Origin of the sequence: Marinobacter algicola DG893 (assembly GCF_000170835.1) — a bacterium.
Lineage (GTDB): Bacteria > Pseudomonadota > Gammaproteobacteria > Pseudomonadales > Oleiphilaceae > Marinobacter > Marinobacter algicola.
The window spans coordinates 262,293-280,627 of the sequence record NZ_ABCP01000001.1 but is presented as its reverse complement, the minus strand read 5'-3'; the positions used below and the strand labels follow the sequence as shown (position 1 = coordinate 280,627).

Annotated in this window: 16 protein-coding genes; 12 read left to right on the top strand and 4 right to left on the bottom strand. The window is 56.8% G+C overall.

Translation table 11 applies throughout. The features are described from left to right. Positions 1 to 27: 27 nt before the first annotated feature. From MDG893_RS01200 to MDG893_RS01175, 6 genes are all read left to right on the top strand, one after another. Positions 28 to 1,656 carry an acyl-CoA synthetase gene (locus MDG893_RS01200; RefSeq protein WP_007151877.1) on the top strand — a complete coding sequence of 543 codons (1,629 nt, stop codon included), beginning with the start codon at positions 28 to 30 and terminating at the stop codon, positions 1,654 to 1,656. A 94-nt stretch (positions 1,657 to 1,750) separates the two neighbouring features. Next, positions 1,751 to 3,127, top strand: a complete 1,377-nt coding sequence (locus tag MDG893_RS01195; RefSeq protein ID WP_007151876.1) for a solute carrier family 23 protein — start codon at positions 1,751 to 1,753, stop codon at positions 3,125 to 3,127. Between the two features lie 250 nt (positions 3,128 to 3,377). Next, the gene (locus MDG893_RS01190; RefSeq protein WP_007151875.1) at positions 3,378 to 4,211 is read left to right on the top strand and encodes a metal-dependent hydrolase; all 834 of its coding nucleotides are present in this window, start codon (positions 3,378 to 3,380) and stop codon (positions 4,209 to 4,211) included. Between the two features lie 107 nt (positions 4,212 to 4,318). Further along, a complete protein-coding gene (locus MDG893_RS01185) occupies positions 4,319 to 5,269 on the top strand; it encodes a DegV family protein (RefSeq protein ID WP_007151874.1) in 951 nt (316 codons plus the stop codon). A gap of 157 nt (positions 5,270 to 5,426) precedes the next feature. After that, on the top strand, positions 5,427 to 6,461 hold the full coding sequence (locus MDG893_RS01180; RefSeq protein WP_007151873.1) for a hypothetical protein: 1,035 nt from the start codon (positions 5,427 to 5,429) through the stop codon (positions 6,459 to 6,461). Positions 6,462 to 6,492: 31 nt separating this feature from the next. Further along, positions 6,493 to 7,158 (top strand): LysE family translocator, encoded by a 666-nt coding sequence (locus MDG893_RS01175; protein ID WP_007151872.1) that lies wholly within the window; start codon positions 6,493 to 6,495, stop codon positions 7,156 to 7,158. Positions 7,159 to 7,226: 68 nt separating this feature from the next. Here the strand turns inward: MDG893_RS01175 and fdxA are convergent, their stop codons facing one another. Together fdxA and mutS are read right to left on the bottom strand one after the other, a co-directional pair. Further along, on the bottom strand, positions 7,227 to 7,550 hold the full coding sequence (gene fdxA, locus MDG893_RS01170) for a ferredoxin FdxA (protein ID WP_007151871.1): 324 nt from the start codon (positions 7,548 to 7,550) through the stop codon (positions 7,227 to 7,229). 137 nt (positions 7,551 to 7,687) lie between these two features. After that, on the bottom strand, positions 7,688 to 10,321 hold the full coding sequence (gene mutS / locus MDG893_RS01165; RefSeq protein WP_007151870.1) for a DNA mismatch repair protein MutS: 2,634 nt from the start codon (positions 10,319 to 10,321) through the stop codon (positions 7,688 to 7,690). A gap of 82 nt (positions 10,322 to 10,403) precedes the next feature. On the opposite strand from mutS, the gene MDG893_RS01160 reads away from it, so the two are divergent. The 3 genes from MDG893_RS01160 to MDG893_RS01150 all read left to right on the top strand — a co-directional run bounded on the left by MDG893_RS01160 (position 10,404) and on the right by MDG893_RS01150 (position 12,611). Continuing rightward, positions 10,404 to 10,904, top strand: coding sequence for a CinA family protein (locus tag MDG893_RS01160; protein WP_007151869.1), 501 nt, complete (start codon positions 10,404 to 10,406; stop codon positions 10,902 to 10,904). 146 nt (positions 10,905 to 11,050) lie between these two features. After that, positions 11,051 to 12,103, top strand: a complete 1,053-nt coding sequence (gene recA, locus MDG893_RS01155; RefSeq protein WP_007151868.1) for a recombinase RecA — start codon at positions 11,051 to 11,053, stop codon at positions 12,101 to 12,103. 37 nt (positions 12,104 to 12,140) lie between these two features. Continuing rightward, positions 12,141 to 12,611, top strand: coding sequence for a flavodoxin family protein (locus tag MDG893_RS01150; RefSeq protein WP_007151867.1), 471 nt, complete (start codon positions 12,141 to 12,143; stop codon positions 12,609 to 12,611). Between the two features lie 6 nt (positions 12,612 to 12,617). Here the strand turns inward: MDG893_RS01150 and MDG893_RS01145 are convergent, their stop codons facing one another. Both MDG893_RS01145 and MDG893_RS01140 read right to left on the bottom strand, forming a co-directional pair. Further along, the gene (locus MDG893_RS01145; RefSeq protein WP_007151866.1) at positions 12,618 to 12,995 is read right to left on the bottom strand and encodes a PilZ domain-containing protein; all 378 of its coding nucleotides are present in this window, start codon (positions 12,993 to 12,995) and stop codon (positions 12,618 to 12,620) included. A 177-nt stretch (positions 12,996 to 13,172) separates the two neighbouring features. Continuing rightward, positions 13,173 to 13,457 carry a hypothetical protein gene (locus tag MDG893_RS01140; RefSeq protein ID WP_007151865.1) on the bottom strand — a complete coding sequence of 95 codons (285 nt, stop codon included), beginning with the start codon at positions 13,455 to 13,457 and terminating at the stop codon, positions 13,173 to 13,175. Positions 13,458 to 13,624: 167 nt separating this feature from the next. Here MDG893_RS01140 and MDG893_RS01135 point away from each other — a divergent pair, with 167 nt between their 5' ends. Genes MDG893_RS01135 through MDG893_RS01125 form a run of 3 tightly spaced genes read left to right on the top strand, consistent with a single transcriptional unit; the run spans position 13,625 to position 18,331 of the window. Continuing rightward, complete coding sequence (locus MDG893_RS01135; protein WP_040474188.1) at positions 13,625 to 16,033, top strand: Lon protease family protein; 2,409 nt, start codon at positions 13,625 to 13,627, stop codon at positions 16,031 to 16,033. A 36-nt stretch (positions 16,034 to 16,069) separates the two neighbouring features. Then, positions 16,070 to 16,696 carry a response regulator FixJ gene (fixJ, locus tag MDG893_RS01130; protein ID WP_007151863.1) on the top strand — a complete coding sequence of 209 codons (627 nt, stop codon included), beginning with the start codon at positions 16,070 to 16,072 and terminating at the stop codon, positions 16,694 to 16,696. Between the two features lie 45 nt (positions 16,697 to 16,741). Then, on the top strand, positions 16,742 to 18,331 hold the full coding sequence (locus MDG893_RS01125; RefSeq protein ID WP_007151862.1) for an ATP-binding response regulator: 1,590 nt from the start codon (positions 16,742 to 16,744) through the stop codon (positions 18,329 to 18,331). The last annotated feature ends 4 nt before the right edge of the window (positions 18,332 to 18,335 follow it).

The window sequence follows — 18,335 nt, the reverse complement described above, 5'->3', positions numbered from 1 at the left end:
AATAATGACGCTTACAGGACCATAACAATGACATCAATTTTTGATCAGGGCCTCGAGCCAGTCGGCGCCAATCACTCTGTCCTTTCCCCCATCGACTTTATTGAGCGCACCGCCAGTGTGTACCCGGACTATCCGGCAGTCATACACGGAGCCATTCGCTATACCTGGGGACAGACTTATGAACGGTGTCGCCGACTGGCCTCTGCGCTTTCCAGCAGGGGCATCGGCCGTGGCGACACGGTGGCGGCGATGCTGCCCAATATTCCGGCGATGGTGGAGTGTCACTTTGGCGTTCCGATGATTGGGGCGGTGCTCAACACTCTTAACGTGCGACTGGATGCAGAGGCCATTGCTTTTATGCTGGAGCACGCTGAGGCCAAAGTGGTGGTGGCGGATCGAGAGTTCGGTGGTGTGGTTCGCGATGCAGTCAGTCGTCTGGACTCAAAGCCATTGGTCATTGACGTTGACGACCCCGAATACGGTGAGGGTATCCAGATGAGCGATCTGGATTACGAAGCGTTCCTTCAGGAAGGCGACCCGGAGTTCCAGTGGAACCTGCCCGAAAACGAATGGGATGCAATTTCACTGAACTATACATCAGGCACCACCGGCAACCCGAAAGGTGTGGTTTACCACCATCGTGGCGCTTATCTGAACAGTCTTGGCAATCAGGCCGTGTGGTCAATGGGCCAGCACCCCGTCTACCTGTGGACGCTTCCCATGTTCCACTGCAACGGCTGGTGTTTTCCCTGGACCGTTACAGCGATGGCAGGCACCCATGTGTGCCTGAGGCGGGTGGATCCGGAGAAAATCCTTCAGCTGATTCGCGATCATCAGGTTACTCACATGTGCGGTGCGCCAATTGTGCTCAATGCGCTGTTGAATGTGCCAGAGTCTGCAAAAGCCGGAATTGATCACGAGGTGAAGGCGATGACAGCCGGTGCAGCTCCTCCTGCACAGGTTATCGGTGCCATTGAGGAAATGGGGATTGCTATTACCCATGTATACGGTCTCACCGAGGTATACGGCCCGGTGACAGTGTGTGCGTGGAAAGCCGAGTGGGATGAGAAAACGCTGGATGAGCGGGCCACGATCAAAGCACGCCAGGGCGTTCGTTATCACACGCTGGCAGGCACGATGGTGGGTGATCCCAGCACCATGGAGCCGGTACCCAATGACGGTAAGACCATTGGCGAGATCTTCCTGCGCGGTAACACCGTAATGAAGGGCTATCTGAAGAACCCCAAGGCCACTGAGGAAGCCTTCCGCGGCGGTTGGTTCCACACCGGCGATCTCGCTGTATGGCACGAGGACGGTTATATGGAGATCAAGGATCGTCTGAAGGACATCATCATTTCGGGTGGCGAGAATATTTCCACCATCGAGGTGGAAGACACTCTGTATCGCCATCCGGCGGTATTGGAGGCAGCGGTGGTTGCGCGGCCAGACGCCAAATGGGGCGAGACCCCTTGTGCGTTTATCACCCTGAAGCCGGAAGCCAGCGAAGTGAGCGAGGAGGATCTGATCGACTTCTGCCGTGAGCGATTGGCTCGCTTCAAGGTGCCCAAGACGATCGTATTTACTGACCTGCCAAAAACCTCAACCGGCAAGATCCAGAAATTCGTGCTGCGAGACCAGGCAAAAGAACTGGATTGATCTGGTGCTGTTATAGCCCGGCGACCGGGTCTGGAAACCGTTAACCAAAAAAACAACATCAGGTGTGGATGATTCCGCACCAGGAGACTTTCTAATGCAAGTTTACCACCGTAGAAACGGGGAAGAGCAGCCATACTGGCCGGCTGGTCCCTTCAAGATTCGACTGCCGTTTGTTCACTACCGTTGGGAGTTTGCCGAAATGGTGCAAGCGCTGATCATGTTCGTGGTCAGCCTTGCGATGATTCCGCTTCTGGAGAAATACCTCGGTGTGCCCTACGACGTTGCGCTTGCCTACGTGGTGATCTGCGGCATCGGTTTCATGTTGCCAGCGTTACTCGGTGTTCCACTGATACCGGGCTGGATCACTCCGGGCATCCCTGTAGTGCTGCTCTTCCTGGGTGACTACGAGCCGGGACCGGAAGCAATTCAGGCGTTGTTTGCGCTGCAGTTCCTGGTGTTCATTATTTTCCTGGTGCTGGGGGTTACCCGTTTGGGTAGCAAGCTGGTGGAGCTGATTCCCCGTTCCATGAAAGGCGGCATTATTATTGGTGCCGGTATTGCTGCGCTGATGGGAGAGATTGAAGCCGGTGGACGGCTTGCGGAAACCCCTATCTCCCTGATAGTGGGTGGTCTGGTTTGCCTGTACCTGATGTTTTCGGTGTCCTTCAAAGGCTTCGTCGACACCAGCCATCTTGCCCGTAAAATCGCGAACTACGGCATGGTTCCGGGGATGGTTGTTGCCATTCTGGTGGGCTTTGCCACCGGTGAGTATGCCGTTCCAAATGTGGAGTGGGGAATCACCAAGCCGGCGTTTGACGAGCTCTGGAACTACTTGCCGTTTACGGTTGGATTTCCGGATGCCGAAGTGTTCATGTATGCGATTCCGACAGCAGTGATTGCCTATGTCATTGCCTTTGGCGATATCGTGGTTGGGCAGTCATTGATGAATCGGGTAGACCACCTGCGAAAGGATGAGGATATCGACAACAGCATTGACCGGGCCCACCTGGTGACGGCCATTCGTAACGGTGGTCACGCATTCTTTGCGCCTTATCCTGGTCTTGCCGGCCCCATCTGGACTGCGGTTACCGCTACCATGGCTGAGCGCTATAAATACGGCCGCAACGCGATGGATTCTATCTACAGCGGCGGCGGTACGTTCTGGATCACTGGCTTCATCGCGTTATTTGTTCTGCCGTTGGTAAGCTTTTTTCAGCCGGTATTGCCGATTGCGTTGTCCCTGACCCTGCTACTGACCGGTTACATCTGCCTGATGGTTGGCCTTGAACAACTGGAGAACAACACCGAGCGCGGTATCGCCGGCACCATGGGCGTGGTTCTGGCGGTTTACGGTGCGGGCTGGGGCCTGGCCACTGGAGCGGTTCTGTATTTCCTGATTGAGCGAACCAAACTGCTCGGATTCACAGCCGACCCGGAAGCGCCGGGCGTTAAAGCCGCGGAAGAGCATTAAACCGACGGCCTCTAGGCAGTTTCACAGCACTATACCCTTATGTGTCCTTGGAGGCATTGGCTTAGCCATGCCTCCTTTTTTGTTTTTTGACAACCTGTCATTTCGTGACAATCTGTCCAATTTTTTGGGTTGCCACCTTCCTTCCGTGTTGAATTCGGGTTTAAACTGAAGTCTCTGATCAATTTTCGTACTCGGCATTGCCGCTGTACGGTGAATGCCGCTCAATAATCACAATAAACCGGAGGCAGTCATGACCATCAGTTCCACGCCCGAAGGCGTATCGGTTGCACCCCGACACCTTCATTTCGACATTGCCGACGACCTGAAAACCCTGTGGCACGGCAATGACGCCTTCCGCACGGCGTTCTTCAATGCGCTATCGCTCCAGTTCCCCGACGGTGAGCAGCAGTTCATCAATGCCGTTCGTCTTTACCGGGATAAGGTGGACGACCCCAAACTGAAGGAAGAGATTCGCGGCTTCATCGGCCAGGAAGCGTTGCATAGCCGGGAGCATAAACACTACAACGAAGCGTTGAAGGCTCGTGGATACAACATTGATGCCATTGATGAGCGATTCCGCCGGCACATGGCATGGGTGAGCAACCTGCCGCCCAGTCGGCAGCTGGCCGGAACTTGCGGAGCCGAGCATTATACGGCGGTGTTGGCGAATGCCATTCTCCGTCATCCGGAATGGATGGAAGGGGCCACACCGGACATGGAAAAGCTGTGGCGCTGGCACGCCATCGAGGAGACGGAGCACAAGTCGGTGGCTTTCGACGTCTACCGACACTGCGTTGGCAATGAACGCCTGCGCCGGATCGTGTTCCTGTTTGTGACCTGGAATTTCTTCAAGTACACCTTCCTGAACACCTGCAGCCTGCTGAAAACCGACGGCAAGTTATGGAACCTGGGTACCTGGATTGGCGGTATTAACTTTCTATGGGGTAAACCGGGGGTATTGCGCAAGTGCATGCCGGACTTCCTGGCCTATTTCCGCGAGGGATTTCATCCATGGCAACAGGATAACCGTGAACTGATCGAGAAAAATCTCAATGAACTTGAACTGAAGCCATCCGCTCGCTAGCAGGGTGCTGAAATATTGACCGCTTTGTGTAAGACTGGGCGCTGCCAAAAACAATGACAATAAAGGGAAGCAACCGGTTGGAATAGCTTCCCATAGCTGGAGGCCCCATGCGCGTTGGTCTTATCGTTGATTCCGCCTGCGATCTGCCCTATGAGTTCAGTCGCAAGCATGACCTGTTTGTTCTGCCAGTCACTGCCGTTATCGATGGCCAGACCTACATCGACGAGCATGACCCGGTCAGGACCCAGGAATTCTACCAGAGCGGCCTGTTGCAGAAGGGCCACCACGCCGAAACCCACGCCTTCTCCGCCGAACAGATCCACGACCTGTTCATGGAAAAAATTGTCACGGAATTTGACGTTGCCATCTGCGAAACGGTCACCCGATCCCGCAGTCTGATTTTCCAGAACGCCACGGAAGCCATGAACAGTGTGATGGGGCACTATCATGAGGCGCGCCAGGCCGCCGGGCGAGAGGGCAAGTTCTCCATGCGGGTGATCGACAGCAAACAGATCTTTGCCGGTCAGGGGCTGCTGGCGGCTCACACCCTTCGCCTGATTGAGCAGAAGCTTTCGAAAAACGCCTTACGCAACGAAGTCGACACGTTTACCGACAAAATATACACCTGCGTGATTCCTCGCGATCTGCACTATATCCGCGAACGGGCCCGTCGACGTGGCGACAAGAGTGTGTCGGCCCTTGTGGCGTTTCTCGGCAAGGCTCTGAACATTACCCCGGTCATTTTTGGTCAGGGCGCTGAAGGGCAACCCGCTGCCAAAACCCGGAGTTTCGACGTGGCCGTGGAAAAAGTGATGAATTACGCCACCGCGAGGGTAGAGGCAGGCCTGTTGACGCCCTATGTCAGCCTTTCCTGCGGACTGACCTGGACAGAAATAGAGGATCTTCCTGGTTTGAACCGCCTGCGTGACGCCTGCGAGAAAAATGATGTTGAGCTGTTGCTCTCCCAGATGGGCATTACCAGCAGCATCTATATCGGCCCCGGCAGCCTTTGTCTGGCACTTGCGGCAGAACCCCACGAATTCAGCGATTTCCAGTAGCCGGGGCTATCGGACATCCAGGTAGCACCTCTCACTTCTTGGCCCACTCGTACACCAAAGGCTGTATCTTCGGCAAACGCAGCCGGTCGGGCTTCGTGTTAGCCTCATGTCGTTCTCAATTCAGAAGCCTACTTCCAGACAGCACCGGACCCCGATTATGACCAAAGGTAAAACGGATCTCGCCAATGCGTTGCTCGAGCAACACGTAAAACACGAACTGGCTTCCCTGAAAGGGGCCAAGTTGCGGCGTTTTCTCGAAACCGAAGTGGATGAACTGTTTGACTATGCCGAGTCCATCACTTTGAACCGTCTGACCTCAACGGAACAGGTTATGGGCGTGATCCAGCGCATTGTGATCAACATGGAACTGGATGCCGGCATCCCGGAACTGGCGGCCGAAATGGCCACGGAGGTATTGAACGCGCCGGTCCAGCGTACGTCCCGGTTACGGGATATTATCACCCGGGAGCAGGCCACCGGGTTCCTCGAAGAGGCCCTTGAACTACGTCAGCAGCGCGAGCGGGTGATCAGCGAGATCATGGCTCACCCGGTCTATCAGGAACTGGTTTCCAACGTGGTGTATCAGGGCGTGGTGAACTACCTCTACGAGGACAACCTGATTACCAAGAGTGTTCCCGGTGTCGGCTCGATGATGAAGTTTGGCAAGCGCATGGCCAACAGGGCGGTTCCGGGCCTGGATGAGACCTTTGAGCGCCGTTTCAAGGCCTGGTTGTCCGACAGCCTGCCGGGGTTGATCAGCCGGAGTGAACAGTTCCTGAACAAGGCGCTGAGCGACGATGAGCTGCGCGACAGTGTGATGGCCGTATGGGTGTCGCTGGAAGACCGCACCATCGAAGAGTTGCACGAGGGGCTGGGGGACATACAGCTTCAGGAGTTTGTGGTTTTGGGGTACGAGTTCTGGCTGCAGTTCCGACAGACGGCGTATTTTGAGGGATGTGCCAGGGCGGTGGTGGAGCACCTGTTCACCCTGTATGGCGACAAGCCCGTGATCGAGCTATTGGCCGCCGTTGGCGTCGATCGCGATGTGGTCATGGCAGAGGTGGATGCCTACGCACTTCCTGTGATAGACGTGCTGCGGGAGGAGGGGTATCTTGAAGCCTTTATCCGTCGTCGTCTTGCGCCATTCTATAAGTCGGCCGCGGCGAAAAAACTTTTGCTGCAGGAGAACTGAGCACTCCTGCGTTCGCGTGGGATGTTTGGCAATGCTGGTACCAACGGAGCTGTTCTGGGCCTATCTGGTGGCTATCTCGTTACTGACCGTCACGCCTGGGGTAGATACCCTGCTGGTGATGCGGAACGCCGGGCGCGGTGGATTGAGTCACGGTTTGCGGGACGGCTGTGTCACCAGTGTGGGCATCTGCTGTGGGTTGTTTATTCACGCCACCCTGTCAGCTCTGGGTATTTCGGTGCTGCTGGTTGAGACGGCCTGGGCGTTTACCGCCGTCAAATGGGCAGGTGCCTGCTACCTGATATGGCTGGGGCTGAGTTCGCTGCGCCAGGCTATGGCCCGCACGCCCGCAAACGCCGATGGGGCGTCGATGTCCAGCGCCGAGCCCGCATTGGTGAAGCCGGTATCAACCTGGGTGGCGTTTCGTGAAGGCCTGCTGTCCAACGTGCTGAACCCGAAAACGGCGCTGTTCTATATGGCGTTGCTCCCCCAGTTTATTGATCCTGCCGGGAACGCATTCCAGCAATCGCTGTTCCTTGCGGCGGTTCATTTTGTGCTGGCGATGGCCTGGCAATGTGGGCTGGCGCTGGTGGTGGTCAAATCACGAAGGCTTGGCGTGGGGCAGGGCGTAAAGCGCACGCTGAACGCGCTGACTGGTGGTTTCTTCGTCGCTATCGGGGCCAAACTGGCGACACAGTGAAGTGGTGAGGTATAAAAAAGGGGAGCCGAGGCTCCCCTTTTTTGGTGGTAATCCGCTGAAAGCAGCGATTACTTTTCGAGGTACTGCAGTTTGTCTGGCTTGCCGTCCCACTCTTCGGCCTCTGGCAGCGGGTCTTTCTTCTCGGTGATATTCGGCCACTTGCCAGCAAGGTCGGCGTTGAGTTCCACAAACTGGACCTGATCCGCAGGCAACTCGTCTTCCGAGAAAATGGCCTCAGCAGGGCATTCCGGCTCACACAGGGCACAATCGATGCACTCGTCGGGATCGATCACCAGAAAGTTCGGGCCTTCGTAGAAGCAGTCAACCGGGCATACTTCCACGCAGTCCGTGTATTTGCACTTGATGCAGTTATCAGTAACGACAAACGTCATAGTCAGTTTCCTGGTCCAGTAGTCAATCTCATCAGTGTAATAATAATTGCGCGATATTGTATTGAGCGGCCTGCCCTGTCGCAAGCGCTGAGGCGCACTATCGTTATTACACAGATCAATTCTGTCGCTGGGTTCCGCTATTTTCCCAACAGTTCTTTCAATTCGTACAGTCGGTTAAGGGCGTCCCGCGGAGTCAGCCCGTCCACATCCAGGTCAGCAAGGCATTCTTCCACTTTGCTGGGCTCCAGGCTGGCGAACATATCTGCCTGCATGACGGGCTCGCTGACACGGGCGGAACGCTTCTGTTTCTCAAGCTCAGCCGGCGCCATGGCGGTTTCGTCGGCAGACGGCCTGGCCGGCGCAGCACCGCCCTCAAGGTGAGACAACTGCGCCTTGGCGTTGCGAATCACGTCCTGGGGCACGCCTGCAAGCTTCGCGACCTGCAAACCATAGCTCTGGCTGGCCGGGCCGTCATGAACGTTGTGCAGGAACACGATGGTGTCGTCGTGCTCCGTGGCAGTCAGGTGAACGTTGACGGCGTGCTCAAGATCGTCGGCCAGTTGCGTGAGCTCGAAATAGTGAGTGGCAAACAGGGTGTAGCAGCGAATGTGTTTGGCCAGGTGTTCCGCTGTCGCCCACGCCAGGGACAGGCCGTCGAAGGTGCTGGTGCCGCGACCCACCTCGTCCATCAGCACCAGGCTGTATTCCGTGGCGTTGTGGAGGATATTGGCGGTCTCAGTCATTTCCACCATAAAGGTTGAGCGGCCGCCGGCGATGTCGTCTGACGACCCCATGCGGGTGAAAATCCGATCCAGTGGCCCGATGACCACGCGATTGGCGGGCACATAGCTTCCGGTGTAAGCCAGCAGGGCAATCAGTGCTGCCTGCCGCATGTACGTGGACTTACCGCCCATGTTGGGGCCGGTGATCACCAGCATGCGCCGTTGCTGGTCCATCAGCAGATCATTGGGCACGTAGGGATCGCTCAGCAGCTGTTCCACCACCGGGTGGCGGCCTTCTTCGATATCGAAGCCGGGCGTGTCGCTGAATTCCGGGGCATTGAAGCGCAGGCTGGTGGCCCGCTCGGCAAAGTTGCTGAGCACATCCAGCTCAGCCAGGGCCTGGGCAGCGTCCTGCAGGGGTGCCAGTTCGGCGGCGACGGTTTCCAATACCTCGTCGTAAAGTGCTTTCTCCCGTGCCAGCGAGCGGCTCTTGGCACTTAGCGCCTTGTCTTCGAATTCTTTCAGTTCCGGGGTGATAAAGCGTTCGGCGTTTTTCAGGGTCTGGCGACGGATGTAATCCACCGGTGCCTGCCCTGACTGGGCGCGGGTGATTTCGATGTAGTAGCCGTGTACCCGGTTATACCCCACTTTCAGCGTGCTGATCCCGGTGCGCTCGCGCTCACGGGTTTCGACGTCCAGCAGGAACTGTCCTGCGTTCTCGCTGATGTTTCGCAGCTCGTCCAGTTCGTCGTCAAAACCTTCGCGGATAACACCGCCATCCCGGATAACCACCGGCGGGTTGTCGATGATGGCCCGCTCCAGCAAGTCGGACAATTCGGGGTACTCGCTGATGATTGTGGCGAGTTTGACGACATGGTGGGAACTGACCGGTGTCAGTGCCCTCTGTAAATCCGGCAGACTTAGAAAGGCATCTCGCAGCCGCGCCAGATCCCTTGGGCGTGCTGAGCGCAGCGCTACACGGGCCAGAATCCGTTCGATATCACCGATGCTTTTCAGCAGGTCGTGAACCGGCTCGTAGTGAAAACCGTCCAGAAGCGCTGACACCGCCTGCTGGCGTTGTTCCACCACGGTGATGTCCCGCAAGGGACGGTTAAGCCATCGTCTTAATTGGCGTCCTCCCATGGCGGTCGCTGTCCGGTCCATCACCCAGGCCAGGGTGTGCTGGGTGCCACCCATCAGGTTGGTGTCAATCTCCAGGTTACGGCGACTGGTGGCGTCCAGGATGACCGCTTCCTCGCGACGTTCGCGGCTGAGTTTGCGAATGTGGGGCAGGGCGGTGCGCTGGGTTTCTTTGGCGTACTGCAACAGGCAACCGGCGGCGCAGATGGCAAGCGTGAGGTCTTCGCAGCCAAAGCCGGTCAGATCACGGACCTGCAGCTGCTGGGTAATCACCCGGCGGGCGGTGTCGGACTCAAACAGCCACGGGCCCTGGCGACGGATACCGGTATAGCCGTCCAGCACGTCCTGATAGGGGAAGTCCTCACTGATCAGGATCTCCGCTGGTCGCAGACGCTGGAGTTCCCCCTGCAGGCCCTCGAGATCGTCCAGTTCAGACACGGTAAACCGTCCGCTGGAGATGTCGAGGGAGGCGAAACCGAATTGCTCCCGGTGGCTGAAGATGGCGACCAGAAGGTTGTCCCGGCGGTCTTCCAGGAACGCGTCGTCGCTCAGCGTGCCCGGTGTCACAATGCGCACCACCTTGCGCTCCACCGGCCCCTTGCTGGTCGCCGGGTCGCCAATCTGTTCGCAAATGGCGATGGATTGACCAGCACGAACCAGACGTGCAATGTAGCCTTCAGCGGAATGATACGGAATGCCCGCCATGGGAATCGGATTGCCCCCTGACTGCCCCCGGGCCGTCAGGGTGATATCCATCAGCTCGGCGGCTTTCTTGGCATCCTCGTAGAACAGCTCGTAAAAGTCCCCCATGCGGTAGAACACCAGTTCATTGGGGTGTTCGCCCTTGATTTTGAGGTATTGCCTCATCATCGGGGTGTGGTGGGACAGATCGGTCTGGGCTGCTGACATGAACGGTTCCGGATCCATTGGCTTTATGTGAAGGCAGGGATTGTAAGAAAATAACCGCCATGATGAAACGAAGGAGATCAATATGCCACTGACTGACGAGGCATTGGCGGAAGCGGGCACGCAATTGGCTGATGTACTGAAGCAACGCGAGCTCACGATTGCCACCGCCGAAAGCTGCACTGGCGGCTGGGTTGCGAAGGTGTTGACGGATCGCGCGGGCTCTTCTTCCTACGTTCTGGCGGGACTTGTGACCTACAGCAACGATGCAAAAAGGGGGCTGCTGGGTGTAACCGAGCTATCCCTCGGCGAGCACGGCGCCGTCAGCGAACCGGTGGTGCGGGAAATGGTTGCTGGTGCCCTGGCGACCACGGGTGCGGATGTGGCTGTTGCGATCAGTGGCGTGGCTGGCCCTGGCGGCGGCAGTGACGACAAGCCGGTAGGCACGGTGTGGTTTGCCTGGGGGCGTTCTGCGACTGACACCGAAGCGGTGGTTGAACAGTTCCAGGGCGACCGTGATCAGGTTCGGCGCCAGGCGGTTCTTTATGTGTTACAGGGAGTTAGGGGCTTTCTGGAAAAGGCTTGAAACGGAGGGGTTGGTCTTGACTCCGTGTTGTGTTTTAATACTGTTCAAATATACAGGAGTCCGGTTTTTCCGGGGTCCGCAGTCCATGATTTTGGCCGCCGGGCTCCCGTCCCGATAACGGCATTGGCGACAGAGGGTTTGCAACGATGGAAGACAACCGCAAGAAAGCACTGGGTGCAGCACTGAGCCAGATCGAACGGCAGTTCGGCAAGGGCGCCGTCATGAAAATGGGCGATCAGCCCAGGGAAGCGATCCCTGCGGTATCCACCGGTTCCCTTGGCCTGGACGTGGCGCTGGGAATAGGCGGACTGCCTTACGGTCGTATCTGTGAGATCTATGGCCCGGAAAGCTCCGGTAAAACCACGCTGACCCTGCAGGTGATTGCGGAAGCCCAGAAAGCTGGCAAAACCTGTGCGTTCGTCGACGCCGAGCATGCCCTGGACCCGGTCTATGCCGAAAAACTGGGTGTGAATGTGGATGAACTCCTGGTATCCCAGCCGGACACCGGTGAGCAGGCGCTGGAAATTTCTGACATGCTGGTGCGCTCCAACGCCGTTGACGTCATCATTGTGGACTCCGTGGCAGCGCTGACACCCAAGGCCGAAATTGAAGGCGAGATGGGCGACAGCCATGTTGGATTGCAGGCCCGCTTGATGTCCCAGGCGCTGCGTAAGCTGACCGGCAATGTAAAGCACGCGAATTGCCTGCTGATCTTCATCAACCAGATCCGCATGAAGATTGGCGTAATGTTCGGCAGCCCCGAAACCACCACCGGCGGCAACGCCCTGAAGTTCTACTCATCCGTTCGCCTCGACATTCGCCGTATTGGTGCTGTTAAAGATGGCGATGAGGTGGTGGGCAACGAAACCCGCGTGAAAGTGGTCAAGAACAAGGTTTCTCCACCGTTCAAGCAGGCCGAGTTCCAGATTATGTACGGCAAGGGCATCTATCACATGGCCGAAGTGCTCGATATGGGCGTGAAGGAAGGCTTCGTGGACAAGTCCGGCGCCTGGTACGCCTACAAGGGCGACAAGATTGGCCAGGGCAAGGCCAATGCCTGCAAGTTTCTCGAAGAGAACCTGGAGATTGCCAACGAAATTGAAGCCGCTGTGCGCGACAAGCTGATGCCCAAGCCGGCCAAGAAAGAAGCAGCCGAAGTTGAAGAGGCAACTGCAGACGCGAATGGTGAGCTTCTTTAAGCTCTGTGGTTAGTTCCCGCTCTATCGGGGAGGTGGTATGGATGCGAAGAAAAAGTTGCTGGTTGTCGCCCATGCACCCTCCCGGAATACCCTCAAGCTCCGGGAAGCGGTAGAGCAGGGCGCAAAGCACGAAGACATTGAGAATGTCGAGGTCACGGTGCTCCCTCCGCTGGAAGCCGGCCCGGAAGATGTTCTGGCTTGCGATGCCATTATCCTTGGTACCACTGAAAACCTCGGTTACATGAGTGGTGCTTTGAAGGATTTCTTTGACCGCAGTTATTACCCCTGCCTTGAGAAAACCCAGGGTTTGCCCTTCACCTTCTATATCCGCGCGGGCCTCGACGGCACCGGCACCCATCGTGCCATCAATTCCATCACCACGGGGCTGCGTTGGCGGTTGGTGCAGGAGCCGTTGCTCTGTCATGGCGAATATAAGGACGAATTCGAGGAACAGTGCCGGGAACTGGGGCTTTATATGGCCGCTAGCCTGGATGCAGGGTTGTTCTAGGGAGGTTTAGCTGGCGTAGCGGTTGTATAGGCCTTCAATGCGGGAAAGGGCATTGTCCACGGTTCGTGAATACCCCTTTTTGTCGAAACAGTAACTGAACTGGATGCTTACCCGGTAACCGGTCTGGTAAGGCTGGCAACTGATCACCCGGGCAGCGACGCGGGATTCGCGGATGTACTTGCCATGAAAGTCCATATAAAGACGGGCGCCAGACTCCACTGGCCTTGGGCAAAGCACCGCCATGCCATAGCGATTCAGGTCCAGGCAAGTGACTGCGGTTGAATTCTTCCCTCGACCAAAGAAGCCGCGCTCCTGCAGTTGTACCTTCAGGCACATGGCAGGGTAGCGATCCTTGATTCTGCGGTCTGCGGAATCACTCATCATACGTTGGCATCCGTTGCGTATCTTGTGATTGTTATTGGCCCGTTCTTCCACCGGGACGTTGAAGTCTAGTGCCCGGGAGGGTGACTGAAAAATGACCAATCCGAGAACTGTGATCGGGTTATCAAAACGGGGCTGCAGTGTGCCGATAGAAAAATCATGCCCCTAATGACATGGCAATCAGGCCTGGGTGCTGACCAGTCGCCCTCTGCGGTCCTCGGTGGGCGCGGCCTTGCCGGTTTTAGGGTTCAGTAATCGCGGGCTGCGCCTGGACCGTTTCTTGCGGCGGTCTGGCCCCTCAAAGGCCACCTGCGCGCGGCGCCGGTCGGGCTGTACGCGTCGGTCGCCCTGCGGTTTCTCCGGCGACGGTGACGCCTGTTGCGGTTGCGGTGCGGTAAACGGATTGCGTTTTCGCAGTGACTCCAGCACCGTCAGCGGTTGCGACTGATTCCGATAAATATCCATTGAGTGAGTGTCCTGCCCTGAGGTTGAGGCCTCTGTCATTATGCCCGATTGATCAATTTATCGACAAGTTGGGCTAAATCTTTAGCGAGAGCGCGACAGGGCCGGCCCCAGATTCTACAATGAGCGGCCAACACCAAAATGCTTTCATACCGTTACAGGACCGAACCTTGAAGTCACTGTCCCTGAACCAGCTCTACAAAGCCTGTGTTTTAAAAGATCTACCGTTCAAGACCACGCGACAGCTCGAGCCCCTGGCGGAAATTGTTGGCCAGAATCGGGCGCAGGCGGCGGTGCGTTTTGCACTGGCCATGCCCCATGGCGGTTACAACGTCTATGCCGTGGGCCGCAACGGCTTAGGCAAGCGCACGATGATGCTCCGTTATCTGGAGCATCACGTAGACACCGAGCACCAGAGCCACGACTGGTGTTATGTCGCTAACTTCGAGGAGCCGCGAATTCCCCGGGTCCTTCAGTTGCCGGCCGGTAAAGGCACCGAGCTCAAACAGGATATGGAAAAGCTGATGGGGCGTCTGATGAAGATGATCCCCCAGACGTTCGACAGCGACAGTTTCCTTGAACGGGCTGAACAGCTGAAGAATGGGTACGCCAAGAAGCAGGAAGACGAGCTGGAGAAGGTGGCAGCTCAGGCCAGGCGAAAGAAGGTCAGCCTGAATATTACGACGCCCGGTGGCTATCGACTGGTGGCGATGAATGGCGAGGAGCCCCATACCGCTGAATCCTTCCAGGCACTGACCGAAGCGCAACGGGACAAGTTTGAAAACGACATCAACAAACTTGAGAAGAAGCTGCGTCAGGCACTGCGCAAACTGGCGGATTGGGAGCAGGAATACGCCGAAAGCCAGCAGGCGCTCAACGAGGAGACTCTGGAAAGCATCTCCGGCCACCAGATTGACGAGTTGATCGAGAAGTACGGGGATCTGCCGGACGTGGTTTCGTATTTCGAGGAAGTGCGCAAGGACCTTTCAGAGAGCCTGGAAATCTTTCTGGAAGATAATGAAGAGCAGGCGGCCATCGCCTATGCGTCGCTGGACAAGAAAATGCCCCGGCGCTATCTGGTTAATGTGCTGGTGCACCAGAAAACCGATGAAGTGCCGGTCGTGGTTGAGGACAATCCCACCTACCACAACCTGTTTGGCTACGTGGAAAGCGTCACCTTCAAGGGCTCGGTGTTTACGGACTTCTCGCTCATACGCCCCGGCAGTATTCACCGCGCAAACGGGGGCTACCTGCTGATGGATGCGATCAAGGTTCTTGAGCAACCCTTTGTCTGGGATGGGCTGAAGCGTGCACTGCGTTCCAAGTCCATCCAGATCAACTCCCTGGAACGGGAACTGACCCTGTCAGGCACCATTTCATTGGAGCCGGAGGCGATTCCGCTGGACGTAAAAATTGTGCTGTTCGGCGATCGGGAAACCTGGATGCTGTTGCAGGAATACGATCCTGAGTTCGCTGAGCTGTTCCGGGTTACGGCAGACTTCGAAAACGAGATGATGCGTACGGATGAGAGCCAGCTCTTGTACGCCAAGTTCATCGCCAGCCTGGTAAACGAGAAGAAGCTGCTGCATTGCAGTAACAAAGCCGTGGCCCGTGTGATTGAACACAGTTCGCGCATGGCGGAACACCAGGATCGGCTGTCGCTGCATGCGGCTGATATCGCCAATCTTCTGAGAGAGTCCGACTACTGGGCGCGGCAGGCGGGGGCAAAGCTGATCCAGAACTCCCATGTGGATCAGGCGTTGGAGAGCGCCCGGTATCGCAGCAGCCGTATCCGTGATCAGTTTTACGACTCTATCCGCGATGGCACCACGCTGGTGTCCACCACGGGCACCTGCGTTGGACAAGTGAATGCCTTGTCAGTGCTTTCTACCGGCGGATTCGAATTTGGTTTGTCCAATCGCATCACCGCGACCTGCTATTATGGAGATGGCGGTGTGATGGATATCGAGCGGGACGTCAAGCTTGGCGGTAATATTCATTCCAAAGGGGTGATGATTCTCAGTTCCTGGCTGTCCTCCCATTTCGCGGTTACCGATCCCATGCACCTGTCAGCCAGCCTGACCTTCGAGCAGAACTACGGAGAAGTGGATGGCGACAGTGCCTCGCTGGCGGAATTGTGTGCCCTGGTATCTGCGTTGTCGGAGCTGCCGGTGAGGCAGGATCTGGCGATCACCGGGTCGGTGAACCAGTTTGGAGAGGTTCAGCCCATTGGTGGCGTGAATGAGAAGGTCGAGGGCTTTTTCAGCACTTGCAGGCTGACCGGGGAACTTACTGGCACCCAGGGGGTAATAGTGCCCTCCACCAATGTCCAGAACCTGATGCTTGAGCAGGAGGTTATCCAGGCCGTTCGCAATGGACAGTTTGCCGTGCATGCGGTTAGCAGTGCCGAGGAAGCGATTACGTTGTTGCTTGGCAAGCCGGCCGGCAAGGCAGATGACAAAGGCAGGTACCCCAAGCAGAGCGTTTTTGGCATTATCCAGCAACGTCTGGAAAAAATGCGCGAGCATGAACGTCAGGAGCATGCCCGGGACGACCACAAAGATCCGTCGATTCACTGAGAGCCACGGCGGTCATAGAAAGGAGAGACAAGGCACATGACTGATACCCAGCAAACGGTCTACGTAGTTGAGGACGATGAGGCGGTTCGTGATTCTCTGGAACTGCTGCTGAAATCCGATGGCAAGCCGGTCAAAACCTATGACAATGCCAACGCATTCCTCAAGGATTACTCCGAAAAAATGGCCGGCTGTATCGTACTGGATATCCGCATGCCGGGCATGGATGGTATGGAGCTCCAGAAGAAGCTGAATGAAAAGCACTCCATCCTGCCAATTATCTTTGTCACCGGGCACGGCGATGTCCCCATGGCCGTGGATGCGATGAAAGAGGGGGCTGTCGATTTCATCCAGAAGCCCTATCGTGAAGAGGCTCTGCTCCAGAAAATTGAGGCCGCCTTGGAGCAGGACAAGGAACAGCGCAAAACCCTCGGTGAGAAACAGGAAATCCTGCGCCGCGTGAAAAGCCTGACGCCCCGGGAGCATGAAATCATGGACCGGATGATTGCAGGGCAGGCGAACAAGGTCATTGCCATTGAATTGGAGATCAGCCAGCGTACGGTGGAAATTCATCGCTCACGAGTGATGCACAAAATGGGTACTCATTCACTGGCACACCTGGTCCGTATGGTTCTGTCCGTAAAGGACCTTATCGACGCGCGCTGATTTGGCCGGCATCATGCATTCATCATCGTAACCGGCCGCACTTCTATGACAGATGCTGTCCTTGAGACAACAGACGTAACGGTTCTGCTCGTTGACGACAACCCGCAGAACCTCAAGGTTCTCTATGAGACCCTGAAAGACAAGGGTTATCGCCTGCTCATTGCCAACGATGGTGAAAAGGCTCTGGACCTTGCCCATCGCCATCAGCCGGAAGTGATCCTTCTCGACATCATGATGCCGGAACTCGACGGTTATCAGGTGTGTGAACGCCTCAAGTCGCATCCGGTGACGTCAGACAGTGCGGTGGTGTTTCTCTCAGCGCTGGATGACCTGCAAGCGAAAGTCCGGGGGTTCTCTCTCGGAGGTGCCGACTACATCTCCAAGCCTTTCCAGGCCCAGGAGGTGATTGCCCGGGTGAAAACCCACGCCAGGGTAATCCGCCTTGAGCGGGCGCTTCAGGCCCGTAACCGCCAGCTTGAAAACGATCAGGCGCGCATACTCAATTCCATTAGCGAAGGTATTTATGGCCTCGACGCCAGAGGCACCATCGTGTTCGCCAATCCGGCGGCGGCGCTGATTATGCGCAAGCCGGTTGAAGAACTGATTGGCGAGGGTTTTTTCGATCTTCATTTCCGCACTGCCGGCCACGGATGTGAGTCGCTCCCGATTTACGCCACCTGTACCAAGGGAGTCGCTGAGAATCAGCGCAATATCGAAATGTTACGCGCCGATGGTTCACCGTTTCCGGTGGAGTATCGTGCGACACCGAAACTGGATGGTGATGAGCTGCATGGCGCAGTGGTGGTCTTCCGCGACATCACGGCTGAGCTTGAAAGTGAACGCGCACTGGACGACGCCCGGCACATGGTCCAGGAGCAGCGTGAGCAACTGGCCCACTTCTCCCGCCTGACCACCATGGGGGAGATGGCGGCCGGTGTGGCGCATGAGGTTAACCAGCCACTGACGGCCATAACCAACTATGCCCGCGTTGCCAAGCGTGTGTTGGCCAAGGAGGCGCCGGACCATGAGTTGCTTGAGGAAACGCTGGAGAAGATCGAAGCCCAGTCACACCGGGCCAGTGAGGTAATCCGACGTATCCGGCGGTTTATGAAAAAGCCGGCTGCCGGAAAGGATGTGTTGTCTATTGCGGCGCTGTTGGAAGATACCCGCCAGTTCGCAGAAGTGGATATCCGCAACAATGAGGGCGGTGTGGAGATTTCCGTGGCCGATGATGTGCCGGATGTCATAGCGGACCCGATTCAGGTGCAACAGGTTGCCTTGAATCTGATTCGTAACGCTTTGGAATCCACTCGCAGCGCCCAGTCGGAAAAGCCGGTGGAGGTAACCGTGGTAATGTCAGGCACCGGTTGCGTCCGTGTTGCAGTAACCGACCATGGCGTTGGTCTGCAGGACGATGCGGAAGAAAAGCTGTTCCTGCCGTTTTACACCACCAAGGAAGAAGGCATGGGGATTGGTTTGCCCATGTGTCGATCCCTGATCCAGGCCCAGGGTGGTGATATCGGGTTTGAGCGGCCCGGGCACGGTGGTGCGTGTTTCTTCTTCACCTTGCCGGTCGCCGGGGCCGTGGGCTCGCCCTGTACGTCCACCGCCGACTCCGGAGAGCCGACAGAATAGGCTT

Excerpts from the sequence above, each read along its gene's own strand:
- MDG893_RS01200 (WP_007151877.1), top strand. The coding sequence starts at position 28 with ATGACATCAATTTTTGATCAGGGCCTCGAGCCAGTCGGCGCCAATCAC.
- MDG893_RS01195 (WP_007151876.1), top strand. The coding sequence starts at position 1,751 with ATGCAAGTTTACCACCGTAGAAACGGGGAAGAGCAGCCATACTGGCCG.
- MDG893_RS01190 (WP_007151875.1), top strand. The coding sequence starts at position 3,378 with ATGACCATCAGTTCCACGCCCGAAGGCGTATCGGTTGCACCCCGACAC.
- MDG893_RS01185 (WP_007151874.1), top strand. The coding sequence starts at position 4,319 with ATGCGCGTTGGTCTTATCGTTGATTCCGCCTGCGATCTGCCCTATGAG.
- MDG893_RS01180 (WP_007151873.1), top strand. The coding sequence starts at position 5,427 with ATGACCAAAGGTAAAACGGATCTCGCCAATGCGTTGCTCGAGCAACAC.
- MDG893_RS01175 (WP_007151872.1), top strand. The coding sequence starts at position 6,493 with ATGCTGGTACCAACGGAGCTGTTCTGGGCCTATCTGGTGGCTATCTCG.
- fdxA (WP_007151871.1), bottom strand. The coding sequence starts at position 7,550 with ATGACGTTTGTCGTTACTGATAACTGCATCAAGTGCAAATACACGGAC.
- mutS (WP_007151870.1), bottom strand. The coding sequence starts at position 10,321 with ATGTCAGCAGCCCAGACCGATCTGTCCCACCACACCCCGATGATGAGG.
- MDG893_RS01160 (WP_007151869.1), top strand. The coding sequence starts at position 10,404 with ATGCCACTGACTGACGAGGCATTGGCGGAAGCGGGCACGCAATTGGCT.
- recA (WP_007151868.1), top strand. The coding sequence starts at position 11,051 with ATGGAAGACAACCGCAAGAAAGCACTGGGTGCAGCACTGAGCCAGATC.
- MDG893_RS01150 (WP_007151867.1), top strand. The coding sequence starts at position 12,141 with ATGGATGCGAAGAAAAAGTTGCTGGTTGTCGCCCATGCACCCTCCCGG.
- MDG893_RS01145 (WP_007151866.1), bottom strand. The coding sequence starts at position 12,995 with ATGATGAGTGATTCCGCAGACCGCAGAATCAAGGATCGCTACCCTGCC.
- MDG893_RS01140 (WP_007151865.1), bottom strand. The coding sequence starts at position 13,457 with ATGGATATTTATCGGAATCAGTCGCAACCGCTGACGGTGCTGGAGTCA.
- fixJ (WP_007151863.1), top strand. The coding sequence starts at position 16,070 with ATGACTGATACCCAGCAAACGGTCTACGTAGTTGAGGACGATGAGGCG.
- MDG893_RS01125 (WP_007151862.1), top strand. The coding sequence starts at position 16,742 with ATGACAGATGCTGTCCTTGAGACAACAGACGTAACGGTTCTGCTCGTT.